17 protein-coding genes and 1 tRNA gene are annotated in these 21,986 nt (G+C 70.7%); 11 read left to right on the plus strand and 7 right to left on the minus strand.

The window, feature by feature from the left end; genetic code table 11:
• Positions 1-74: 74 nt before the first annotated feature.
• From ACZ7DY_RS01170 to ACZ7DY_RS01200, 7 genes are all read left to right on the plus strand, one after another.
• Positions 75-1,325, plus strand: a complete 1,251-nt coding sequence (locus ACZ7DY_RS01170) for a UbiA family prenyltransferase (protein ID WP_471128394.1) — start codon at positions 75-77, stop codon at positions 1,323-1,325.
• Positions 1,322-2,398 carry a sugar phosphate isomerase/epimerase family protein gene (locus tag ACZ7DY_RS01175; protein WP_471128396.1) on the plus strand — a complete coding sequence of 359 codons (1,077 nt, stop codon included), beginning with the start codon at positions 1,322-1,324 and terminating at the stop codon, positions 2,396-2,398. The genes ACZ7DY_RS01170 and ACZ7DY_RS01175 overlap by 4 nt, the downstream gene beginning before the upstream one ends.
• Positions 2,395-3,069: an EboA domain-containing protein gene (locus ACZ7DY_RS01180; RefSeq protein WP_471128398.1), complete on the plus strand. Its 675-nt coding sequence runs from the start codon at positions 2,395-2,397 to the stop codon at positions 3,067-3,069. The genes ACZ7DY_RS01175 and ACZ7DY_RS01180 overlap by 4 nt, the downstream gene beginning before the upstream one ends.
• An 8-nt stretch (positions 3,070-3,077) precedes the next feature.
• Complete coding sequence (locus ACZ7DY_RS01185; protein WP_471128400.1) at positions 3,078-3,929, plus strand: TatD family hydrolase; 852 nt, start codon at positions 3,078-3,080, stop codon at positions 3,927-3,929.
• 3 nt (positions 3,930-3,932) lie between these two features.
• Positions 3,933-5,102 (plus strand): metabolite traffic protein EboE, encoded by a 1,170-nt coding sequence (eboE, locus tag ACZ7DY_RS01190; RefSeq protein WP_471128402.1) that lies wholly within the window; start codon positions 3,933-3,935, stop codon positions 5,100-5,102.
• A complete protein-coding gene (locus ACZ7DY_RS01195) occupies positions 5,099-6,475 on the plus strand; it encodes a nucleotide pyrophosphatase/phosphodiesterase family protein (protein ID WP_471128404.1) in 1,377 nt (458 codons plus the stop codon). The genes eboE and ACZ7DY_RS01195 overlap by 4 nt, the downstream gene beginning before the upstream one ends.
• Positions 6,476-6,622: 147 nt before the next feature.
• A complete protein-coding gene (locus ACZ7DY_RS01200; RefSeq protein WP_471128406.1) occupies positions 6,623-7,678 on the plus strand; it encodes a sugar phosphate isomerase/epimerase family protein in 1,056 nt (351 codons plus the stop codon).
• Positions 7,679-7,749: 71 nt separating this feature from the next.
• Here the strand turns inward: ACZ7DY_RS01200 and ACZ7DY_RS01205 are convergent, their stop codons facing one another.
• The 5 genes from ACZ7DY_RS01205 to ACZ7DY_RS01225 all read right to left on the minus strand — a co-directional run bounded on the left by ACZ7DY_RS01205 (position 7,750) and on the right by ACZ7DY_RS01225 (position 15,723).
• Positions 7,750-9,129, minus strand: a complete 1,380-nt coding sequence (locus tag ACZ7DY_RS01205) for an OFA family MFS transporter (RefSeq protein ID WP_471128409.1) — start codon at positions 9,127-9,129, stop codon at positions 7,750-7,752.
• A gap of 1 nt (position 9,130) precedes the next feature.
• Entirely contained in the window at positions 9,131-10,519 is a 1,389-nt protein-coding gene (locus ACZ7DY_RS01210) for an OFA family MFS transporter (protein ID WP_471128412.1), read from the minus strand.
• Between the two features lie 120 nt (positions 10,520-10,639).
• Entirely contained in the window at positions 10,640-12,793 is a 2,154-nt protein-coding gene (locus ACZ7DY_RS01215; RefSeq protein WP_471128415.1) for an acetate--CoA ligase family protein, read from the minus strand.
• Entirely contained in the window at positions 12,794-14,023 is a 1,230-nt protein-coding gene (gene frc, locus ACZ7DY_RS01220) for a formyl-CoA transferase (RefSeq protein ID WP_471128417.1), read from the minus strand.
• Positions 14,024-14,037: 14 nt separating this feature from the next.
• Positions 14,038-15,723, minus strand: a complete 1,686-nt coding sequence (locus ACZ7DY_RS01225; protein WP_471128420.1) for a thiamine pyrophosphate-binding protein — start codon at positions 15,721-15,723, stop codon at positions 14,038-14,040.
• Between the two features lie 201 nt (positions 15,724-15,924).
• On the opposite strand from ACZ7DY_RS01225, the gene sucC reads away from it, so the two are divergent.
• From sucC to ACZ7DY_RS01240, 3 genes are all read left to right on the plus strand, one after another.
• Positions 15,925-17,055, plus strand: a complete 1,131-nt coding sequence (sucC, locus tag ACZ7DY_RS01230) for an ADP-forming succinate--CoA ligase subunit beta (RefSeq protein ID WP_471128422.1) — start codon at positions 15,925-15,927, stop codon at positions 17,053-17,055.
• An 11-nt stretch (positions 17,056-17,066) separates the two neighbouring features.
• On the plus strand, positions 17,067-17,939 hold the full coding sequence (gene sucD, locus ACZ7DY_RS01235) for a succinate--CoA ligase subunit alpha (RefSeq protein ID WP_471128425.1): 873 nt from the start codon (positions 17,067-17,069) through the stop codon (positions 17,937-17,939).
• A gap of 86 nt (positions 17,940-18,025) precedes the next feature.
• Entirely contained in the window at positions 18,026-19,585 is a 1,560-nt protein-coding gene (locus ACZ7DY_RS01240; RefSeq protein WP_471128427.1) for an aldehyde dehydrogenase family protein, read from the plus strand.
• 51 nt (positions 19,586-19,636) lie between these two features.
• On the opposite strand, the gene ACZ7DY_RS01245 is transcribed toward ACZ7DY_RS01240, so the two are convergent.
• Positions 19,637-20,980: a DUF2254 domain-containing protein gene (locus ACZ7DY_RS01245; protein ID WP_471128430.1), complete on the minus strand. Its 1,344-nt coding sequence runs from the start codon at positions 20,978-20,980 to the stop codon at positions 19,637-19,639.
• Positions 20,981-21,119: 139 nt separating this feature from the next.
• Between ACZ7DY_RS01245 and ACZ7DY_RS01250 the strand changes: the two genes are divergently transcribed.
• Positions 21,120-21,207: transfer RNA gene (locus tag ACZ7DY_RS01250), tRNA-Leu, on the plus strand.
• Between the two features lie 46 nt (positions 21,208-21,253).
• Here the strand turns inward: ACZ7DY_RS01250 and ACZ7DY_RS01255 are convergent.
• Entirely contained in the window at positions 21,254-21,967 is a 714-nt protein-coding gene (locus tag ACZ7DY_RS01255) for a GntR family transcriptional regulator (RefSeq protein WP_471128432.1), read from the minus strand.
• Positions 21,968-21,986 lie beyond the last annotated feature (19 nt).

Genomic DNA, 21,986 nt, shown 5'->3' on the forward strand with positions numbered 1-21,986 from the left:
TTAGGGATCGGCTTGTGGGTGGCAAGGCCCGCGAGGCCCACCCCGAGTGCCGTACCGGCAGGGGGTGCGGAACGGTGAAGTCCACCCGCGCCTGGGCCGAACTCCTCCGCCTCCCGGCCCTGTTCACCGTCCCCGGCGACGCCCTCGCCGGCGCCGCGGCGACCCACCTGCGGCCCAACCGTCGCACTTTCCTGGCCATCAGCTCCTCCCTCTGCCTGTACGAGGCCGGCATGGCCCTCAACGACTGGGCCGACCGCGCCGAAGACGCCGTCGAACGTCCCGAGCGCCCGCTGCCGTCCGGCCGGATCGCACCCCCCGCGGCCCTCGCGGCGGCAACCGCCCTCACCGCCGCCGGCTTGGCCCTCGCCTCCCGAGCGGGCCGACCGGCGCTGGCGACGGCGGGGGCCTTGGCCGTAACGGTCTGGGCCTACGACCTCGGCCTGAAACACACGCCTGCGGGCCCGGCAGCGATGGCCGCCGCCCGAGGCCTGGACCTACTCCTCGGCGCAACGGCTACGGCTGGGGGATGGGCGGGGGTAGGGGTGGGGGCGGGCGCAGGCTTGGGCGCAGGGGTGGGGGCGAGCGCGAGGGCGGGAAGGGGAGCGGCGGCAGGAGGGGGAGCGGGAGCAGGAACGGGAGTGGCAACGGGAACGAGAGCGGGAGCGGCAACAGGCACGGGAGCGGGAGCGGCAGCTGGAATGGGAACGCGGGCGGGAGCGGCAGCAGGAATGGGGCAGGGCAGCCTGGCCGCGCGCCCGACCCGCCGCCACCGCCACCCGGGCCCACCCCCAGGCGTCGGCCGGAGCGCCAAGGCCGCCGTGCCTTCCGCGGCTGCCCTCGCGGCCCACACGCTCGCTGTCACCGTGGTCTCGCGCCGCGAGGCCCAGGGCGGTTCCTCGGCCGCCCCCCTGGCCGCGCTGGCGGTGACCTCGGCGCTGGCCGGCCTGGTGGGAGGCGGCCGCTTCCGCAACGTCGACGGTCTCGACCGGCGTGGCGGGGGCGGGGGCGGGAGCGGGAGAGACTCCGGCCGGGCAGGTCGAGATGCGGGCACCGGCGGCCTCGGTGCCGCCCTCCCCACCGCCCGGCGGGCACTCCGTGGCGCGCTCGCCCTCGCCTACGTCGGGACCACCGCCAAGCCCTTCTTCCACGCCGCCCTCAACCCGTCGCCTCCCCTCACCCAACGTGCCGTCGGCGGCGGAATCCGCGCCATGATCCCGCTCCAGGCCGCGCTAGCCGCCCGCGCCGGCGCCCCGGGCACCGCTCTGCTGACCGCCGCCCTCGCCCCCGCCGCCCGCAAGTTCGCACGGAAGGTGAGCGTCACATGAGCGGCCCCACCCCACGACACCCCGGCCCCCCACCCTCAAATGACGACCCCCTGGACCCCCGCCCCCCAACCCCTCCACCCTCAACCCCTCCACCCCCGAGCGCGCTACCCCCGCCAGCCCCGCTCCGCTTCGGCTACGGCACCAACGGGCTCACCGATCTGCGGCTCGATGACGCCCTCGGCCTCCTTGCCGACCTCGGGTACGCCGGCGTCGGGCTGACCCTCGACCACATGCACCTCGATCCCCTCGCCCCGGACCTCGCCGCCCGTACCCGCAAGGTGTCCCGGCGGCTCGACGGGCTCGGGCTCACCGCCACCGTCGAAACGGGCGCCCGCTACGTCCTGGATCCGCGTCGCAAACACGGCCCCTCCCTCCTCGACCCCGAACCGGAACGGCGCGCCGACCGAATCGACCTGCTGATCCGCGCCGTGCAGGTCGCCTCCGACCTCGGTGCCCACGCCGTGCACTGCTTCAGCGGCATCACCCCGCCGGACACCTCGGCCGACACCGCCTGGCGGCGCCTCGCGGACGCGCTCGGGCCGGTGCTCGACGCGGCGTCGGACGCCGGTGTCCCGCTGGCCGTCGAGCCCGAACCCGGCCACCTCCTCTCCTCACTCGCCGACTTCCACCGCCTGCGCCGCGAACTCGGCGGGCCCGCCCCCGAACTCCTCGGCCTCACTCTCGACATCGGTCACTGCCAGTGCCTCGAACCGCTCCCTCCCGCCGACTGCGTGCGGGCCGCCGCCCCCTGGCTGCGGCACGTCCAGATCGAGGACATGCGCCGTGGCATCCACGAGCACCTGCCCTTCGGAGACGGGGAGATCGACTTTGCGCCCGTGCTCGACGCCCTGGCCGCCGTCGGCCATCAGGGGCTGACCGTCGTCGAACTGCCCCGCCACTCCCACGCCGGCCCCGAACTCGCCGCCCGCTCCATCGCCTTCCTGACCCGAGCAGCCGCACCCGCACCCGCACCCGCACCTCCAGCCACAACCCCACCCGCACCCGAAGCCACAGCCGCCACCTCGGCGCAGGCCGCCGCCTCCGTGATCCTCGCCGAAGGAGGTACTCCATGACCGACACCCCAGACATCGCCGCCCTCCGTGCCCGTCTCGAAGCCGACCTCGGCGGCGCCGCCCGGGCCTGGCTCGATCAGGCCGTCGCCGAGGCCGCCGCTCATGGCGGGCGATCGGAGGCGGAGGTGCCCGGCCTGCTCCCCACCTGGGAGTTGAGGTTCGCCGAAGCCGGGCGCCGCTGCGGTGCCGACCACGCGGACGCCGCCCGCATCGTGCTGCTGCACGCGGCGAAGGTGACCCCGGCCACGCTCGGCCGTGTCTACGGCCAGGGCACCGCCGACGAACGCCGCGCCGTCCTGCGGGCCCTGCCCCACCTGGTGCCCGGCCCCGAAGCCCTCCCGCTGGTCGAGGACGCCCTGCGCACCAACGACACCCGCCTCGTCGCCGCCGCCGTCGGCCCGTACGCCGCAACGCACCTCGCCCCCCACGACTGGCGCCACGCCGTCCTCAAGTGCCTGTTCACCGGCGTCCCCGTCGACGCTGTGGCCGACCTGCCGAGGCGTGCCCGCGGAGACATCGAACTCGCCCGCATGCTCGGCGACTACGCGAGCGAACGGCGGGCCGCCGGCCGGACCGTCCCCGGCGACCTGCAGCGCGTGCTGTCTCTGACCGCCCCCGAGCACGCCGCCGCCCCCTCGGCCCCCACGGGCCCTGTGCCCGTCGAGGAGTAGGAGTCCCGATGCGCATCTTCGATCCCCACATCCACATGACCTCCCGCACCACCGACGACTACCAGGCGATGTACGCGGCCGGTGTCCGCGCGGTCGTGGAACCCGCCTTCTGGCTCGGGCAGCCCCGCACCTCGCCCGCCTCCTTCTTCGACTACTTCGACTCCCTCCTCGGCTGGGAGCCATTCCGCGCCGCCCAGTACGGCATCGCCCACCACTGCACGATCGCCCTCAACCCCAAAGAGGCGAACGACCCCCGCTGCACACCGGTTCTCAAGGAGCTGCCCCGCTATCTCGTCAAGGACAACGTCGTCGCCGTCGGCGAGATCGGCTACGACTCCATGACGCCGGCCGAGGACACCGCGCTCGCCGCCCAGCTGCAACTCGCCGCCGACCACGAGCTGCCCGCCCTCGTCCACACCCCGCACCGCGACAAGCTGGTGGGACTGCGCCGCACGATCGACGTCGTCCGCGAATCCGCCCTGCCCCTTGACCGCGTCCTGATCGACCACCTCAACGAGACCACCGTCAAGGAGGCCAAGGACAGCGGGTGCTGGCTGGGCTTCTCCGTCTATCCCGACACCAAGATGGACGAGGGCCGCATGGTCGCCATCCTGCGCGACGTCGGGCCCGACCGGGTGCTGATCAACTCCGCCGCCGACTGGGGGAAGAGCGACCCCCTCAAGACCCGCAAGGTCGCCGACGCGATGCTATCGGCCGGATATGACGAGGACGACGTCGACCTCGTGCTGTGGCGCAACCCGGTGGACTTCTACGGACTCAGCGGGCGGCTCCGGCTCGACGCGCGGGAACCGGACGCGGCCACTCACGAGGGCAATTCCATCCTGCGCGGCGGAGCGTGAACCATGCGCTTCAGGCACCCCGACGGGTCCACCGTCCACCTCGCCTACTGCACGAACGTGCACCCGGCCGAGACTCTCGACGGTGTCCTCGCCCAGCTCCGCGACCACTGCGAACCCGTGCGCAAGCGCCTCGGCAGGGACCGCATCGGGATCGGGCTGTGGCTCGCCAAGGACGCCGCCCACGCGCTCGTCACCGACCCGGCCGCACTGCGTGGCCTGCGGAGCGAACTCGACCGGCGAGGGCTCGAAGTCGTCACCCTCAACGGCTTCCCCTATGAGGGCTTCGGCGCCGAACAGGTCAAGTACCGCGTGTACAAGCCGGACTGGACCGATCCGGAACGTCTGAGCCACACCACCGACCTCGCCCGCCTCCTCGCGGCCCTCCTCCCCGACGACGTCACCGAAGGCACCATCTCCACGCTGCCGCTCGCCTGGCGCGCCCCCTTCCACGCCGTCCACGCCGAGGCCGCCCGCACCGCCCTCACCACGCTCGCCCAACGACTGGACGCGCTCGCCGAGCTCACCGGCCGCTCGATCCGCATCGGCCTGGAACCCGAACCCGGTTGCACCGTCGAGACGACCGCCGACGCCATCACCCCGCTCACCGCCATCGGCCACGACCGCATCGGTGTCTGCGTCGACACCTGTCACCTCGCCACCTCCTTCGAGGACCCGGGGACCGCCCTCGACGCCCTCGCCGCCGCGGGCATCCCCGTCGTCAAATCGCAGCTGTCCGCCGCGCTCCATGCCGAACACCCCCATCTCCCCGAGGTACGCGAAGCCCTCGCGGCCTTCGACGAACCCCGCTTCCTCCACCAGACCCGCACCCTGGCCGGCGCCCGCCTGCACGGCACCGACGACCTGGGCGAAGCGCTCACCGCCGGCGCCCTGCCCGACACGGCGCCCTGGCGCGCCCACTTCCACGTCCCCCTGCACGCGGCCCCCGCCGCGCCCCTCACCTCCACGCTCCCCGTACTCCAGGACGTCCTGACCCGCCTCGTCGGCGCACCCACCCCCCTCACCCGCCACCTCGAGGTCGAGACCTACACCTGGCAGGCGCTCCCACCCGAGCTGCGCCCGCGCGGCCGCCCCCAGCTCGCCGACGGCATCGCCGCCGAACTCGCCCTCGCCCGCGACCTCCTGACCGACCTCGGCCTCAAGGAACTCCCATGACCCCGACCCCCTTGCTGGTCCTGGACGTCGTCGGCCTCACCCCGCGCCTTCTCGACCACATGCCGAACCTCAAGAGGCTCGGCCAGTCCGGCTCCCGGGCCCCGCTCGGCACCGTCCTGCCCGCCGTCACCTGCGCCGCCCAGTCCACCTTCCTCACCGGCACCCACCCCGCCGAGCACGGCATTGTCGGCAACGGCTGGTACTTCCGCGAACTCGGCGACGTACTTTTGTGGCGCCAGCACAACGGGCTCGTCTCCGGCGACAAGCTGTGGGACGCCGCCCGCCGCGCGCACCCCGGCTACACCGTCGCCAACATCTGCTGGTGGTACGCCATGGGAGCCGACACCGACTTCACCGTCACCCCCCGCCCCGTCTACTACGCCGACGGCCGCAAAGAACCCGACTGCTACACCCGGCCCCCCACCCTCCACGACGAACTCACCGAAAAACTCGGCACCTTCCCTCTCTTCCACTTCTGGGGACCCGGCGCGGACATCGTGTCCAGCCGGTGGATCGTGGACGCCACCCGGCACATCATCGACACCCGCCACCCCGACCTCGCCCTGTGCTACCTCCCTCACCTCGACTACGACCTGCAGCGTTTCGGCCCCGACGACCCGCGCTCCTGCCAGGCGGCCGCCGACCTCGACGCGGCCGTCGCCCCGCTCCTCGACGACGCCAGGGCGGAGGGACGGACCGTCGTCGCCCTCTCCGAGTACGGCATCACCCGGGTGAACCGGCCCGTCGACATCAACCGGGCACTGCGCCGCGCCGGGCTGCTGGAGGTACACACCCAGGACGGCATGGAGTACCTCGACCCGATGGCGTCCCGTGCCTTCGCCGTCGCCGACCACCAGATCGCCCACATCTACGTCCGCCGCCCGGAAGACCTCGACGCCACCCGCGCTGCCCTCCGGGACATCCCCGGCATCGAGCAGCTCCTCGACGACGAGGGGAAGAAGGCCAACCACCTGGACCACCCGCGCTCCGGCGAGCTCGTCGCCGTCGCGGAGCCGGACGCCTGGTTCACGTACTACTACTGGCTCGACGACGCCCGCGCGCCCGACTTCGCGCAGCTCGTCGAGATCCACCGCAAACCCGGCTACGACCCCGTCGAACTCTTCATGGACCCCCAGGACCCCTACGTCCGCGTCAAGGCCGCGAGCGCCGTGGCCCGCAAGAAGCTCGGCATGCGCTACCGCATGGCGGTCGTGCCCCTCGACCCCTCACCTATTCGCGGCAGCCATGGCCGCCTCCCCACGAGTGAGGACGAAAGTCCGCTCATTCTGTGCTCCACCCCCCGCGCCTTCAGCGGCCGCGTCGCGGCCACCGATGTGAAATCGCTCCTGCTCGACCTCGCGGGCCTGCGCTGAGGCAGGCCTGCCGCGTCGACGAATCTGCTTGATCTCCACTGAACCAGAGAGCTCGGACCCTGCCATCAGGGTCCGACCCCCAGCGATCCCTGATCCGTTCTTCGAACTCATCCCTGATACGCCCCTGATCCAGCCGAGGAGTACCGCATGAGCCGCAAGCCATCCTCCACCGACCCCGAGCTCGCCCGCAGACTCAGCCGACGCGGCATGCTCGGCGTGGCGGCAGGGGCCACCGCGGCGGCCCTGGTCGGCGCCGCCGCCCCGACCGCCGCGGCGTCGGCCGCCCCGGGCGGGGGACGGGGCCACGGCCACCCCGTCCTGCCGCCGGGCCGGCTCGGCATCCAGCTCTACAGCCTCCGCGACAAGGTCTCCACCGTCGGATTCGCCCCGGTCTTCGCCGAGCTGGAGAAGTACGGATACGACGAGATCGAATTCGCCGGATACACCCAGGGTTCCGCCGGCGCCATCTCCCTCGCGCGGCTCAAGGCGCTCGCTCGCGACCACGGACTGAACCCCATCGGCTCCCACGTCGGGTATTACGACGACAACAACCCCAACGCGTACACGTTCGCCCAGAACCTCACCAAGGTGCTCGACGACGCCGAGGCCCTCGGTCTGAAGCACATCGGCACCGCCTCCGGTCCCTTCCGTCACGGAACGACCGTGGACGCCCTGAAGCGGGCGGCGGAGGACTTCAACACGTACGGCGAAGCGGCCCGCAAGCGCGGCATGAAGTTCTACCAGCACAACCACGCCGAGGAGTTCTCCTTCGCCACCGACAAGCCGCACGTCCGCCTCTACGACGTGCTGCTCGCCGAGACCGACCCCGACTTCGTGTACCTGGAGATGGACATCTACTGGGCGTTCAGCGCTCAGTTCCGTTTCGGCAAGCGGGCCGACGGCACCCCCGCCCCCTTCGAACCGCTCGACTACGTACTGAAGCAGCCGCACCGCTATCCGCTGTTCCACGTCAAGGACGGCATCCGTGACGAGACCGCCCGCGACGGCTACCGCATGACGGACGTCGGCGACGGCGACATCGACTACAAGAAGTTCCTGTCGAAGGTGACCGCCCGCACCCACCACGGGCGGCGCTACCACCACTGGCAGACCGAGCACGACAACCCCGTCGAGTCCTACGCCTTCGCCCACAAGTCCAGCGAGCACCTGCACTCACTGCGGTCGGGCCGCTGCGGCGACTGATCGCACCACGGCACGGATGGGGCCCTTCCGCCGATGGCGGGAGGGCCCCATCCGGAACGTGCCGAGGGAGACTAGACCAGGGCTTCACGCGCGCGTGGCGCCCCCGGCTGCCGCAGCAGCAAGGAGAGGCCCGCCGCGACCAACGACACCACCCCGGCGGTCGTGTACGCGCCGATGTACCCCCAGGAGTCCACCACCATCGCGCCCATACCACCGCCGAACAGCCCGGACACCAGCTTCGCGCTGTACACCATGCCGTAGTTGGAGGCGTTGTTGTTCTCTCCGAAGTAGTCCGGCACCAGCGCCGCGAACAGCGGGTAGAACGCGCCGCCCGCGAAACCGGACAGGAAGGCGAAGACGAGGAAGAGCGGCTGGTTGCGGATCTCGCCCGCCCACAACACCCCGAACTGGGCCACCGCCAGCGCCAGACAGACGTACGTGAGGGTGCGCTGTCTGCCCATGCGGTCCGAAAGCCAGCCCACCACCCCGCGCCCCGTTCCGTTGATCACCGACATCACACCCATCGACGACGCCGCGATGAGCGGGCCGAAACCCATCTCCTTCGCGAACGGCACCTGGAAGGAGATCCCGAAGATCGACACCCCGGCGCAGCAGAGCATGCCCACCCACATCAGCGGGATCACACCGGTGCGCAGGGCTTCCCCAGGGGTGAACTGCCGAGCCGCGGGCGGGTTCTTGGCCAGCGCGACCTTGGTCCGGGGATCGCCGTCGAGCCGCAGCGGATCCACGTCGGCCGGCCACCAGTTCTTCGGCGGATCCTTGAAGAACAGACCGGCCACCAAGGTCACCGCCAGCACGTAGAAACCGACGAGATCAAGGACCGTCCGGTAGTTGGAGGTGTCGAAGCCGTACGAGAACAGGAAGATGAACGGCACGGCACCGTAGGCGAAGGCGCCGTTGACGAAACCGGTCTTGCCGCCGCGCCGTTCGGGGTACCACTTGCCGACCATGTTCACGCAGGTCGAGTAGATCAGCCCCGATCCGACGCCGCCGAGCAGTCCGAAGCCGACCATCGCCATCGCCACGTTCGGGGCGTGGCTGAGGCTGAGGAAGCCGAGCAGCGACAGGACGGAGCCCGTCAGCATCGCCGCCCTGCTCGTCAGGATCCCCTTCTCGCGCAGCTTGCCCGCCGGGAAGGAGACCCCCGCCTGGAAGAAGATCCAGACACTGAGCACCCAGAAGGTGTTCGACGACGTCCAGTGGTGCGCCGATGACAGAGTGTCCTCGGCTGCTCCGAAGGCGTACTCGAAGACACTGATGGCGAGCATGGCCGCCCAGGGCAATGCCACCATCGTCCAGCGGGGGCGGCCGAGGATCTCCCGGTCGCTCTCGCCGATGCGGTAGACGCGACCGCGCGCGTCCGTGAGCTCTCTGTAGGGTGCGTCGCGGTCGGCCGACGCATGCGGGCCGGCGATGGGCTCAGCGGTCATGTCACGCCATCTCCTCACCGAGGGGTTGCGGATTGGGGTTGATGTCCTTGGGTTTGGGCCTGCCGGGCTGTGTCAGGAAGAGCGCGACGAACCCGGCGAACAGGGAGATCGAGCCGGCCAGGGTGAACGCCCCGGTGTGCCCCCAGTGGCTGACCACCACGGAACCCATGCCGGAACCGAGGAGTCCGGAGACCAGCTTGGAGCTGTAGACCAGGCCGTAGTTGGAGGCGTTGTTGTTCTCTCCGAAGTAGTCCGCCGTCAGCGCCGCGAACATCGGGAAGATGGCGCCGCCGCCGAAGCCGGAGATGCTGGAGAAGATCAGGAAGAGCGGGAGGTTCTTGATGTCGGCGGACCAGAGGATGCCGTACTGCGCAAGGCCGAGGACGACGCAGACGAAGATCAGGCAGCGCTTCCGTCCGTAGCGGTCCGAGAGCCAGCCGATGACGCCCCGGCCCGTGCCGTTGACGATGGCCTTCAGTGACATCGCCGTGGCGACGATGCCGCCCGCGAAGCCGGCCTCCTCACCGATGTCCACCTGGAACGCGATGCCGAAGATGTTCACGCCGGAGGTGCACAGCAGGCAGAACCACATCAGCGCCACCCGGCCGGTCTGCCACGCCTCCTTGGGGGTGTACTGCCGCACCGCGGGCGGGTTCATCCGCAGGGCGCGCCGGGCCCGGGGGTCGTCCGGCGGACGCAGCGGGTCCACGTCCGCGGGCCACCAGTTCTTCGGCGGGTCCTTGAAGAAGTGGCCCGCCGCGGCGACCATCGCCGCGAGCAGGAGGCCGACGCTCACCAGGACCCAGCGGAAGTTGGTGAGGTCCATGTAGCCGGTGAAGAGGAAGACGAACGGCACCGAACCGTAGGCGAAGCCGCCGTTGACGAATCCGGTCTTGCCGCCCTTCCGCTCCGGATACCACTTGCCGACCATGTTCACGCAGGTCGCGTAGACCATGCCGGCACCCATGCCGCTGAACATGCCGAAGCCGATGTAGGCGACGACCACGTGCGGCGCGAAGGCCAGGGAGAGGTAGCCGAGGAGGGTGCCGAGGGCGCCGAGCATCATCGCGTGGCGGGCCGGCAGCCTGCCGGTCTCCCGGAGCTTGCCCGCGGGGAAGGCGACAGCGGCCTGGAAGAACACCCAGACGCCGAGCATCCAGAAGATGTGCAGGCTGCTCCAGTGGTGAGCGGTGTGCAGGGTGTCCTCGGCGGATGCGAACGCGTACTCGGCCGAACTGATGCCCATCATGCCCACCCAGGGCAGGATGACCATCCACTTGCGTTTGCGGCCCATGATGTCGATGTCGGTCTCGCCGACCCGGTACACCCGGCCGTTGGCGTCCCTCACCTCCCGGTAGGGGACGGTGGTTGGTACGTCGGTTGTCGTCATGTCGCTCAGCACCCCTTGCGTCGGAAAGATCCTGGCCAGCGCCCCCTGTCCCATCCCTTCCGTGTGCGCACGGGACCCGGGGTCGGCGGGCGCGCCGCCGGCCCCGGACCGGTCACCTCATCAACCGCCCTCCAGCAGTCCGGCCGCCCGCGCCCACCGGTACTTCGCGCCGAGCGCGGCGACCGGCTTCTCGGTCGTGTACGGGTACGCCACGACCCCGCGCTCGAAGAGGTACTGGCAGGCCTCCTCCACCTCGACGTCGCCCGCCAGAGAGGCCACGACGGGCTTCTCGACGCCCCGCTCGCGGAACTCGGCGACCACGCGCGCCGTCAGCTCGGCGAAGACCATGGGGGGCGTGACGATGGTGTGCCAGTAGCCGAGTACGAGGGAGTGGATGCGCGGGTCCTCCAGGCCGAGCCTGATGGTCGCCTCGTACGTCGACGGCGGCTCGCCGCCCGTGATGTCCACGGGGTTGCCCGCGGCCCCGAACGGCGGGATGAACGCCTTGAAGGCCGCGTCCAGGTCTTCGGGGATCTCCATCAGCCGCAGGCCGTTGTCGGTGACCGCGTCGGAGAGCAGCACCCCCGACCCGCCGGCACCCGTGATGATGACGATGTTGTCGCCCTTCGGGGTGGGCAGCACCGGCAACGCGCGCGCGTACTCCAGCATTTCGTTGAGACCCGGCGCCCTGATGACACCCGCTTGCGTGAGGATGTCGTCGTACACGGCGTCGTCGCCCGCGAGCGCGCCCGTGTGCGAGCCGGCGGCCTTGGCGCCCGCCGCGGTGCGCCCGGCCTTGAGGACCACGACCGGCTTCTTGGGCACCGTCGCCCGGGCGGCCTCCACGAAGGCACGGCCGTCCTTGAGGTCCTCCAGGTGCATGGCGATGCACTGGGTGTTGGGGTCCTCGCCGAACCACGTCAGGAGGTCGTCCTCGTCCAGGTCCGACTTGTTGCCGAGCCCGACGATCGCGGAGACACCCGTCTTCGTGGTGCGCGCGAAACCGAGGATCGCCATGCCGATGCCGCCCGACTGGCTCGTCAGGGCGACGGGACCCTTGACGTCGTACGGTGTGCAGAACGTGGCACAGAGGTCCTGCCAGGTGGAGTAGTAGCCGTAGATGTTCGGCCCGAGGAGCCGCACTCCGTGGCGTTCGCCGATCGCGACGATCTCGTCCTGGAGGGCGTGCTCGCCCGTCTCGGCGAAACCGGAGGGGATGAGGACCGCGTTGGGTATGCCCTTGCGACCGACCTCCTCCAGAGCCGATGCCACGAACTTGGCGGGAATGGCGAAGACGGCCACATCCACCTCACCGGGAACGTCCGTGACACTCTTGTACGCCTTGCGGCCCACGATGTCATCGGCCTTGGGGTTCACCGGATGGATCTCTCCGGAGAAGCCGCCGTCGATGAGGTTGCGCATCACCGAATTGCCGATCTTGCCCGCTTCGTTGGAGGCGCCGATGACGGCGACGGAGCGGGGCTGCATGAGCCGGCGCATCGAGGCGAGCATCTGCTCGCGCGTGTAGGTGCGCCGCGGTTTCGGCACCTCTTCGGAGAGGATGACCCGGATGTCGGCGGCGATGGCGTTTCGGGGCGTGGCGATGACCGGATTGAGGTCGACCTCGGCGATCTCCGGAAAGTCGGTGACCAGCCGGGAGACGCGGCGGATCTGCTCCGCCAGGGCCCACCGGTCCACGGGCTCCGCGCCGCGGACCCCGTGCAGGATCTCGGCCGCCTTGATCGAGTCGAGCATCGAGACGGCTTCGTCGGCGTCCACGGGCGCCAGGCGGAAGGTGACGTCCTTGAGGACCTCCACGAGGACCCCGCCGAGCCCGAAGGCCACGACCTTTCCGAACGTCGGGTCGGTCACCGCCCCCACGATGACCTCCTGCGCGGAGGGGCCGCTCGGCAGGAGTTCCTGCACCTGGACGCCGTCGATGCGTGCCCGGGCGTCGTACGCGCGGGCGTTCTCCACGATCCGGTGGAAGGCCGCCCGTACGTCGGCGGCGCCCTCCACGCCGACGACGACGCCGCCCGCGTCGGTCTTGTGCGGGATGTCCGGGGAGACGATCTTCATGACGACCGGGCCGTCGAAGCGGGCGGCGTGCGCCACGGCCTCGTCGACGTCGGTGGCGAGTTCCTCGCCGGGGACGGCGATCCCGTAGGCGTCCGCGATGACCTTGCCCTCGGGGGCGGTGAGCGCCGTGCGTCCCTCGGCGCGCACGGCGTCGAGGAGCGCGCGCACTCTCTGCCGGTGGTCCTCGGCGGTCACTCAGATCACCCCTTCCGTCTTGAGCAGGCGCAGTTCCTCGTCGCCGAGGCCGAGCTCGCCGATGAACACCTCTTCGTTGTGCTCGCCGAGCAGCGGCGAACTGACCATCTCTACGGGGGAGTCGGAGAGCTTCAGCGGGGAGCCGACGGTGGTGAAGCTGCCGCGTTCGGGGTGCGGGACCTCGACCACCATCTCGTTGGCGATCAGTGAGGCGTCCTCGATGATCTCCCTGGTGGAGAGGATCGGGCCGCAGGGGATGTTGTGGGCGTTGAGCCGCTCCAGGACGTCCCACTTCGGCAGCGTCGCGGACCACTCCTCGATGAGCTGGAACATCTTGCCGAGCTTGGGGAGGCGCGCCTCCGGAGTGGCCCAGTCCGGGTCGTCCGCCAGCTCGGGGCGTCCGATGAGCTCGGTGATCGGCCGCCAGCCCACGGGTTGCACGATGACGTACACGTAGTCGTTCGGGCCGCCCGGCGCGCACTTGACGGCCCAGCCGGGCTGGCCGCCGCCGGAGGCGTTCCCGGAGCGCGGGACCTCGTCCCCGAAGTCCTCGTTGGGGTACTCCGCGAGCGGCCCGTGGGCGAGCCGCTGCTGGTCGCGGAGTTTGACGCGGCACAGGTTGAGCACGGCGTGCTGCATGGCCACGTTGACGCGCTGGCCCCGTCCGGTGTTCTCCCGCTGGAAGAGGGCGGCCAGGATCCCCGCGACGGCGTGGATGCCGGTTCCGGAGTCGCCGATCTGGGCGCCGGTGGCGAGCGGCGGGCCGTCCTCGAAGCCGGTGGTCGACATGGAGCCGCCCATGGCCTGGGCGACCACTTCGTAGGCCTTGAAGTTGGTGTACGGGCCTTCTCCGAAGCCCTTGATCGAGGCGTAGACGATGCGCGGGTTGATCTCCTGGATGCGGTCCCAGGTGAAGCCCATGCGGTCGACGGCGCCGGGCCCGAAGTTCTCCACCATCACGTCGGAGCGCCGGATCAGCTCGGTCAGGAGCTCCTTGCCGCGCTCGGTCTTGGTGTTGAGGGTGATGCTCCGCTTGTTGCAGTTGAGCATCGTGAAGTACAGCGAGTCCACGTCGGGGAGGTCGCGGAGCTGCTTGCGGGTGATGTCACCGGAGGGTGCCTCGAGCTTCACCACGTCCGCGCCGAGCCAGGCGAGCAGCTGGGTGGCCGAGGGGCCGGACTGGACGTGCGTCATGTCGAGGACACGAATGCCTTCTAGAGCCTTGGTCATGGCCGTCGGGCTCCTCACTTGTACATGGTCTGGTTCATGGTTCCGGGGGCGTACGCGTCCGGGTCGACCCAGACGTTGATGAGCGAGGGCTTGCCGGACTCGCGGGCACGGAGCAGCGCGGGGCCGATGTCGGCGGGGTCGCGGACCTCTTCGCCGTGGCCGCCGAGCAGCTGGGCGAACTTGTCGTAGGGGACGTCGCCCAGGGTGTTGCCGACGCGTTCGCGCTCCTCGCCGTACTTGGCCTTCTGGCCGTAACGGATCTGGTTCATCGAGGAGTTGTTGCCGACGATGCCGACGAAGGGGAGGTCGTAGCGCACGAGGGTCTCGAAGTCCCAGCCGGTGAGGCTGAAGGCGCCGTCTCCGAAGAGGGCCACCACCTCCTTGTCGGGCCGGGCCTGCTTGGCGGCGAGGACGAAGGGGATGCCGACGCCGAGCGTGCCGAGCGGCCCGGGGTCCATCCAGTGGCCCGGTGACTTGGGCTGGACGACCTGGCCGGAGAAGGTGACGATGTCGCCGCCGTCCCCGATGTAGATGGAGTCCTCGGTGAGGAAGTCATTGATCTCGCTCACCAGGCGGTACGGGTGGATGGGCGAGGCGTCGGACCGCAGGCTCGGCAGCCGCTTCTCCACGGCGGTCTGCTCGGCGGCGCGCAGCTCGTCGATCCACTCCTTGCGCCGGGAGGCGCCGCCGTCGACCCGTCCGGACGCGGCCTCGGTGACCGACTTCAGGACGAGCCCGGCGTCCCCGACGATGCCGAGGTCGATGTCGCGGTTCTTGCCCACGGTGCGGTAGTCCAGGTCGATCTGGACGACGGTGGCGTCCTGCGAGAGCCGCTTCCCGTACCCCATGCGGAAGTCGAAGGGGGTGCCGACGACGACGATGAGGTCGGCGTTGGAGAAGGCGTAGCGCCGCGAGAGCTGGAAGTGGTGTGGGTCCCCGGGTGGCAGGGTGCCGCGGCCCGCCCCGTTCATGTAGGCGGGCACGTTGAGGGCGCGTACGAGCTCGATGGCGGCTTCGGTGCCCCGGGTCGTCCACACCTGGCTGCCGAGCAGGATGGCGGGCTTCTCGGCGTGCACGAGGAGGTCGGCGAGTTTCTCGATCGCCTCGGGGTCGCCGGCGGAGCGGGTCGACGCGCGGTACCTGCCGGCCGCCGGGACGCGCGCCTTGTCGGCGGGCACCTTGGCGTCGAGCACGTCGCGCGGTATCTCCAGGAAGGACGGTCCCGGGGCGCCGTGGTAGCACTCGCGGAAGGCCATGGAGACCATGTCGGCCGCGCGGGCCGTGTCCGGCACCGTCGCCGCGAACTTGGTGATCGGCGTCATCATGTCGACGTGCGGCAGGTCCTGGAGGGACCCCATCTTGTGCTGCGTGTGGGCCCCTTGGCCGCCGATGAGCAGCATGGGGGACTCGGCGCGGAAGGCGTTGGCGACACCGGTCACGGCGTCCGTGGTGCCGGGCCCCGCCGTCACCACCGCGCAGCCCGGCTTGCCGGTGATGCGTGCGTAGCCGTCGGCGGCGTGGGCGGCCACCTGCTCGTGGCGCACGTCGACGACGTCGATGCCCTCGTCGACGCAGCCGTCATAGATGTCGATGATGTGGCCACCGCAGAGGGTGTAGATGACCTCCACACCTTCGGCTTTGAGTGCTTTGGCGACCAGGTGTCCACCGGAGATGTCCTTCTGGCTGTTGTCGTCGGGCATGGCGAAGTCCTGTCCCTTCGTAGGGGAGTTGGAGTGCGCTCGCACGCTCTCTGGGCGCCCTCGCGGTAGATTGCATACAGTCGACGAATACTGTATGAAGCTTGTTATCCCGCATCCGGTGGGTTGGTGTCCAGGGGGCGTGCGGCACTTTTCGGGGGCTTTGGGATCGCACCCGATCAGACACAGCGGTCAGGAGCCGAAATGGATCTTTTCGAGCACCAGGCAAGGCAACTCTTCGAAGAACACGGCATCTTGGTGCCACGCGCCGAGATCGCCCGCACCGCCAAGGAAGCACGCGCGGCCGCCGAACGCCTCGGCGGCCGCGTCGTCATCAAGGCCCAGGTCAAGACCGGAGGACGCGGCAAGGCCGGCGGCGTGAAACTCGCCGCGGACCCGGCGGCGGCCGAGATCACGGCACGCCAGATCCTGGGCATGGACATCAAGGACCACACGGTGCACACCGTGATGGTGGCCGAACCCGTCGACATCGCCGCCGAGTTCTACGTCTCCTACGTACTGGACCGCGCCGCGGGACGCTTCCTCGCCATCGCCTCCGCCGAAGGCGGCATGGAGATCGAGGAGGTGGCGGCAAGCCGGCCCGAAGCGGTCGTGCGGATCCCGATCGACCCGGCCACAGGGGTGACCAAGGAGACGGCCGCGGAGATCGCGGCGGCCGCGGGTCTCCCGGCCGAGACGGCCGACGTGCTGGTCGGCCTCTGGCACGTCCTGACCCGCGAGGACGCCCTCCTCGTGGAGGTCAACCCGCTCGTCCGCACCACCCGGGGAGCGATCCTCGCCCTGGACGGAAAGGTCACCCTCGACGACAATGCCCGCTTCCGCCAGGAACGGTGGGGCGCCGAACAGGAGACGTACGACGAGGAACTGGAGGCGACGGCGGCCGCCAAGGGCCTCAACTACGTGAAGCTCGACGGCGAGGTCGGCATCATCGGCAACGGCGCGGGACTCGTCATGTCGACGCTCGACGTGGTCGCGGGCTGCGGCGCACGCCCCGCCAACTTCCTCGACATCGGGGGCGGCGCCTCCGCCGAGGTCATGGCGGACGGCCTCACCGTCATCCTCTCCGACCCCTCGGTCAGATCCGTCTTCGTCAACGTCTTCGGCGGCATCACCGCCTGCGACGCGGTGGCCGACGGCATCGTCCGGGCCCTGGAATCGGTACGGCTGACCAAGCCCCTGGTGGTCCGGCTCGATGGGAACAACGCCGCCGCGGGCCGCGCCATCCTCGAGAACCGCGCCCACCCCCTCGTCCAGCAGGCCACCACCATGGACGGCGCCGCCCGCCGCGCCGCCGACCTCGCCGACGCGCGCTAAGGAGCCGGGACATGGCGATTCACCTCACCAAGGAGAGCAAGGTCCTCGTCCAGGGCATGACCGGCGCGGTCGGCATGCAACACACCCGCCGCATGCTCGCCGCCGGCACGGACATCGTCGGCGGCGTCAACCCCCGCAAGGCGGGCCGCACCATCGACTTCGACGACCGCGCCGTCCCCGTCTTCGGCTCGGTCCAGGACGGCATGGCGGCCACGGGCGCCGACACCACCGTCATCTTCGTGCCCCCCGCCTTCACCAAAGCCGCCGTCATCGACGCGGCGGACGCCGGCATCGCCCTCGCCGTCGTCATCACCGAGGGCGTCCCCGTCCACGACTCCGTCGCCTTCCTCACGTACGCGAAGGAGCGGGGCACCCGCGTCATCGGCCCCAACTGCCCCGGACTGATCACCCCCGGCCAGTCCAACGTGGGCATCATCCCCGCCGACATCACCAAGCCCGGCCGCGTCGGCCTGGTCTCCAAATCCGGCACGCTCACCTACCAGCTCATGTACGAACTGCGCGACATCGGCTTCTCCACCTGCGTCGGCATCGGCGGCGACCCCGTCGTCGGCACCACGCACATCGACTGCCTGGGCGCCTTCCAGGACGACCCCGACACCGAACTCATCGTGCTCATCGGGGAGATCGGCGGCGACGCGGAAGAGCGCGCGGCCGCCCACATCAAGGAATCCGTCACCAAGCCCGTCGTGGCCTACATCGCCGGATTCACCGCGCCGGAGGGCAAGACGATGGGCCACGCCGGCGCGATCGTCTCCGGCTCATCGGGCACCGCGCAGGCGAAGAAGGCGGCGCTCGAAGCCGTCGGCGTACGCGTGGGCGACACCCCCACCGAGACCGCCCGGCTCGTGCTGGACCTGCTCTGACGTCGGCGGGCCCGGCCAGAGTCCCGCACCGGGCCCACCGACGCCCCTCCCCGCCCCGACCGTGCACCGTGAGCGGAGACAACGAGATGACACCTTCGACCACCCCGCAGGACGCGCTCGTCCGCAAAGCCGGGACCGCCTGGTCCGACGCCTGGCAACGCTGCCTCGCCGTCGCACCCGAGGCCTTCCGCGAGGACCGGGTCCTGAACCTGTGGAACAGCACGTGGCAGGCCGACGGGCGCACCCTGCCCGCCACCAGCCCCGTCGACGGCACCCCCATCGCGGGCCCGCCCCGCCTCGACGCCGCCACCGCCCGGCAGGCCGTACGCGCCGCGCTCGACCAGCACCGCGCCTGGCGGCACGTGGCCCTGCCCGAGCGCCGCGCCCGCGTCGCCGCGACGCTCGACTCCCTGAGCCGCCACCGCGAGTTGCTCGCGCTGCTCCTCGTCTGGGAGATCGGCAAACCCTGGCGGCTCGCGCAGGCCGACGTCGACCGGGCCATCGACGGCGTCCGCTGGTACGTCGACGGCATCGAGCCGATGGTCGACGGCAGGACCCCGCTGGACGGCCCGGTCTCCAACATCGCGAGTTGGAACTATCCGATGAGCGTGCTCGTTCACACCATGCTGGTACAGGCACTGGCAGGGAACGCGGTCATCGCCAAGACCCCGACCGACGGCGGCGTCGCCTGCCTCACCCTGGCCTGCGCCCTGGCCGCCCGCGAGGGAGTCCCCCTCACCCTCGTCAGCGGCAGCGGCGGTGAGCTGTCCGAAGCGCTCGTCCGCGCCCCCGAGATCGGCTGCGTCTCCTTCGTCGGCGGCCGCGACACGGGCGCCGACGTCGCCACGGCCGTCGCCGACCTGGGCAAGCGACACATCCTCGAACAGGAAGGGCTGAACACCTGGGGCATCTGGAACTACAGCGACTGGGACGCGCTCACCGCACTCGTCCCCAAACTCTTCGACTACGGCAAACAGCGCTGCACCGCCTACCCGCGCTTCGTCGTCCAGCGCGCCCTGTTCGACGAGTTCCTCGCCGCGTACCTCCCGGCGGTCCGTACGGTACGCGTCGGACACCCGCTCGCGGTCGCGCACCCCGAAGACCCGTACCCCGAACTCGACTTCGGGCCGCTGATCAACGCGGCCAAGGCCAAGGAGCTCACCGACCAGGTCGCCGAGGCCGTCGACCGGGGCGCCGTGCCGCTCCACCGCGGCGACCCGGCGGCCGGCCGCTTCCTGCCCGGCCAGGACACGGACGCGTACTTCCACCCCGTCACCCTCCTCAACCCGCCGTCCTCCTCACCGCTGCACCACGCGGAGCCGTTCGGCCCGGTCGACACCATCGTCCTGGTCGACACCGAGGCGGAGCTGCTCGCGGCCATGAACGCGTCGAACGGCGCGCTCGTCGCCACGCTCTCCACCGACGACACCGCCACGTACGAGCGTCTCGCGCCCCAGATACGAGCCTTCAAGACCGGCAGGGGCAAACCCCGCTCGCGCGGGGACCGCGAGGAGCTCTTCGGCGGCTTCGGCGGCTCCTGGCGCGGCGCCTTCGTGGGCGGCGAGCTCCTGGTGCGCGCCGTCACCCAGGGCCCGGCGGGGGAGCGGCCACCGGGGAACTTCCCGAGCCACCACCGCATGGTGTAGCGGGACGGGCGGGACGCGCAGGCATGCCCGGCCGTGCGTCGGGCACGGGTGTCAGCCGATGCCCTGCCGGTCCGGCAGCAGCGCGAACGCGCGGTCCGCCGCCTGCGGCACCGAGCGCTCCACGGCCTGCGCGAGGAGCTCCCGGTGCCGCAGCAGCGGCTCGCGCCGTTCCTCCGGGACGAGCAGCAGCAGATCGTCGAGCCCGGCCAGCATGCGCCGGGTGACCTGTGGGTTGCCGACCGCACTCCCCCTGATCTCGGCGAATCCCAGATCGACCAGGGCGGTCCAGTCCGGCACCGACTGCACGAGCCGGAGCGCCCCGCGCCGGTCTCGGTGGCCGAGCGCGCCCAGCGGGTACGGGGCGATCGACGCCAGGAACTGCACGATGCGGTCCAGGGCCTGCACGGCGGTCGTCGGATCGTTCACCGCGGGGGAGAGGGCCCGCAGGGCGATGTCGGACAGCTGCCGCAGACCGAACGCCAGATCCTGGTGAAAGGTCCGTTCCACCCCCACGAAGACGGTGTAGCTCAGCGCGCGGCGTGCGGGGGCCGGGCCGCCGTGCACCGAGAACACCGGCGTCCCCGGCACCACGTAGTCCCCGATCCGCGGGATGAGGCGCAGCACGACACCCTGACGGCGGGCCGCCCGGACGGCCCGCGCGATGTTCACGTCCCGCAGCACGCCGGCCCGCCCCTGGTGCGTGACCAGGGCGGTCTCCGGCCCGAGGAGTGCGGTGTCGACCGGCAGCTCCGTGGGCTGCTTCTGGGCGACCCGGAACGACTCGCGGGCGATCCGGTCGATGACGAAACCGATCCGCATCATCCGGACCGTCCCGTTCACGTACGCCACGAACAACAGGAGGCTCAGGAGCACCATCAGCATCGCGAGCACCGACTCGACCAGCGGCACCATGGTCAGGAGGCGGGGATCGCGCTCGCTGTCGAACGACGTCAGCGTCATCAGGGAGAAGAGGAACGTCGCCATGAACCCGGTGAGCGTGATCTTGGTGATGCGCGACCGGACGTACAGCCGCACCACTCGCGGGCTGAACTGCCCGCTGGCCATCTGCACGGCCACCAGCGAGATGCTGAAGACGACACCGATGAAGGTCATCATGGCGCTGCCGATGGTGCTGATCACCGTCTTGGCGTCGTCGGCGATCCGCTTCAGGTCCTTGATCACGTCGTACTCGCCGGAGTTCCGCAGCTCCGAGACGATCTGCGTGTCGATCTCCGAAGAGACCCACCACAGGAGCATGGCCCCCACGAGCCCCGCGGTCGGCGCGAACCACATGGTGTCCCGGAGGTGCTCGCGCAGCGGGGACAGCATCCGGGGGCGGCGCCGCTTCATGTCGCCGAGCGCCCCGGCGGCCTCGGTAATCAACCCGTCACTCATGGTGAGACTCTAGGGCGAATGGCCCCGACCGCCGGGCATCCCGTGGTCGGGGGCCGGATACGCAGGTGAAAGGCACTCCGAAACCTTGGTATTGTTGTCCATGTCGCCGCGGGGAACGCCCCGCGAAGACAGACACCTTGTCCGGGTGGCGGAATGGCAGACGCGCTAGCTTGAGGTGCTAGTGCCCTTTATCGGGCGTGGGGGTTCAAGTCCCCCCTCGGACACCAGCAAGAACCCCAGGTCACCTGGGGTTCTTTTGCGTTTCGGGGGCCCTCACCGCGCCTGGCGCGGGAGGCTCTGGAGGCTCGGCGCGGGCGCCGCGGACGCGTTCTCGGCCCACAGGGACCTCACATGTCCCAGATGCCGCGCCATGCACCGCTCCGCGGCCTTCGCGTCGCCGGACAGCATCAGGTCGAGCAGCTCGATGTGCTCCTCGGCGGACGGGGTCAGCTGGTCGCGCTCGTCGAGCGTGGTCAGGCCGTAGAGGCGGGAGCGCTTGCGCAGGTCGCCGACGGTCTCGACCAGGCGGTCATTGCCCGAGAGGGCGAGCAGCGAGAGATGGAAGCGGCGGTCGGCCTCCAGATAGCCGATGAGGTCGTGGTCGCGGGCGGCGCGCACGATCTCCTCGGCGACCGGACGCAGTACCTCCAGGTCCTCGCGGGCCGCCGTCGCGGTGATCCTGCCGATCATGGGGACCTCGATGAGGCCGCGGATCTCCGTGTACTGGTCGAGGTCGCGCTCATTGACCTCGGTGACCCGGAAACCCTTGTTGCGGACGGGCTCGACCAGGCCCTCCCTGGCCAGGTCGAGCATCGCCTCGCGGACCGGCGTCGCCGAGATGCCGAAGTCCTCGGCGAGGCCGGGCGCGGAGTAGATCTCGCCGGGGCGCAGTTCGCCGGAGATCAGGGCGGCCCGCAGGGCGTGGCCGACCTGATCGCGCAGCCGCTCCCTGGTGGTGATGAGGTTCTTCTGCTTCAGGTGCCCCATGATCTTCCCTCCGGTGGTC

The organism is Streptomyces sp. NPDC037013, assembly GCF_055607265.1.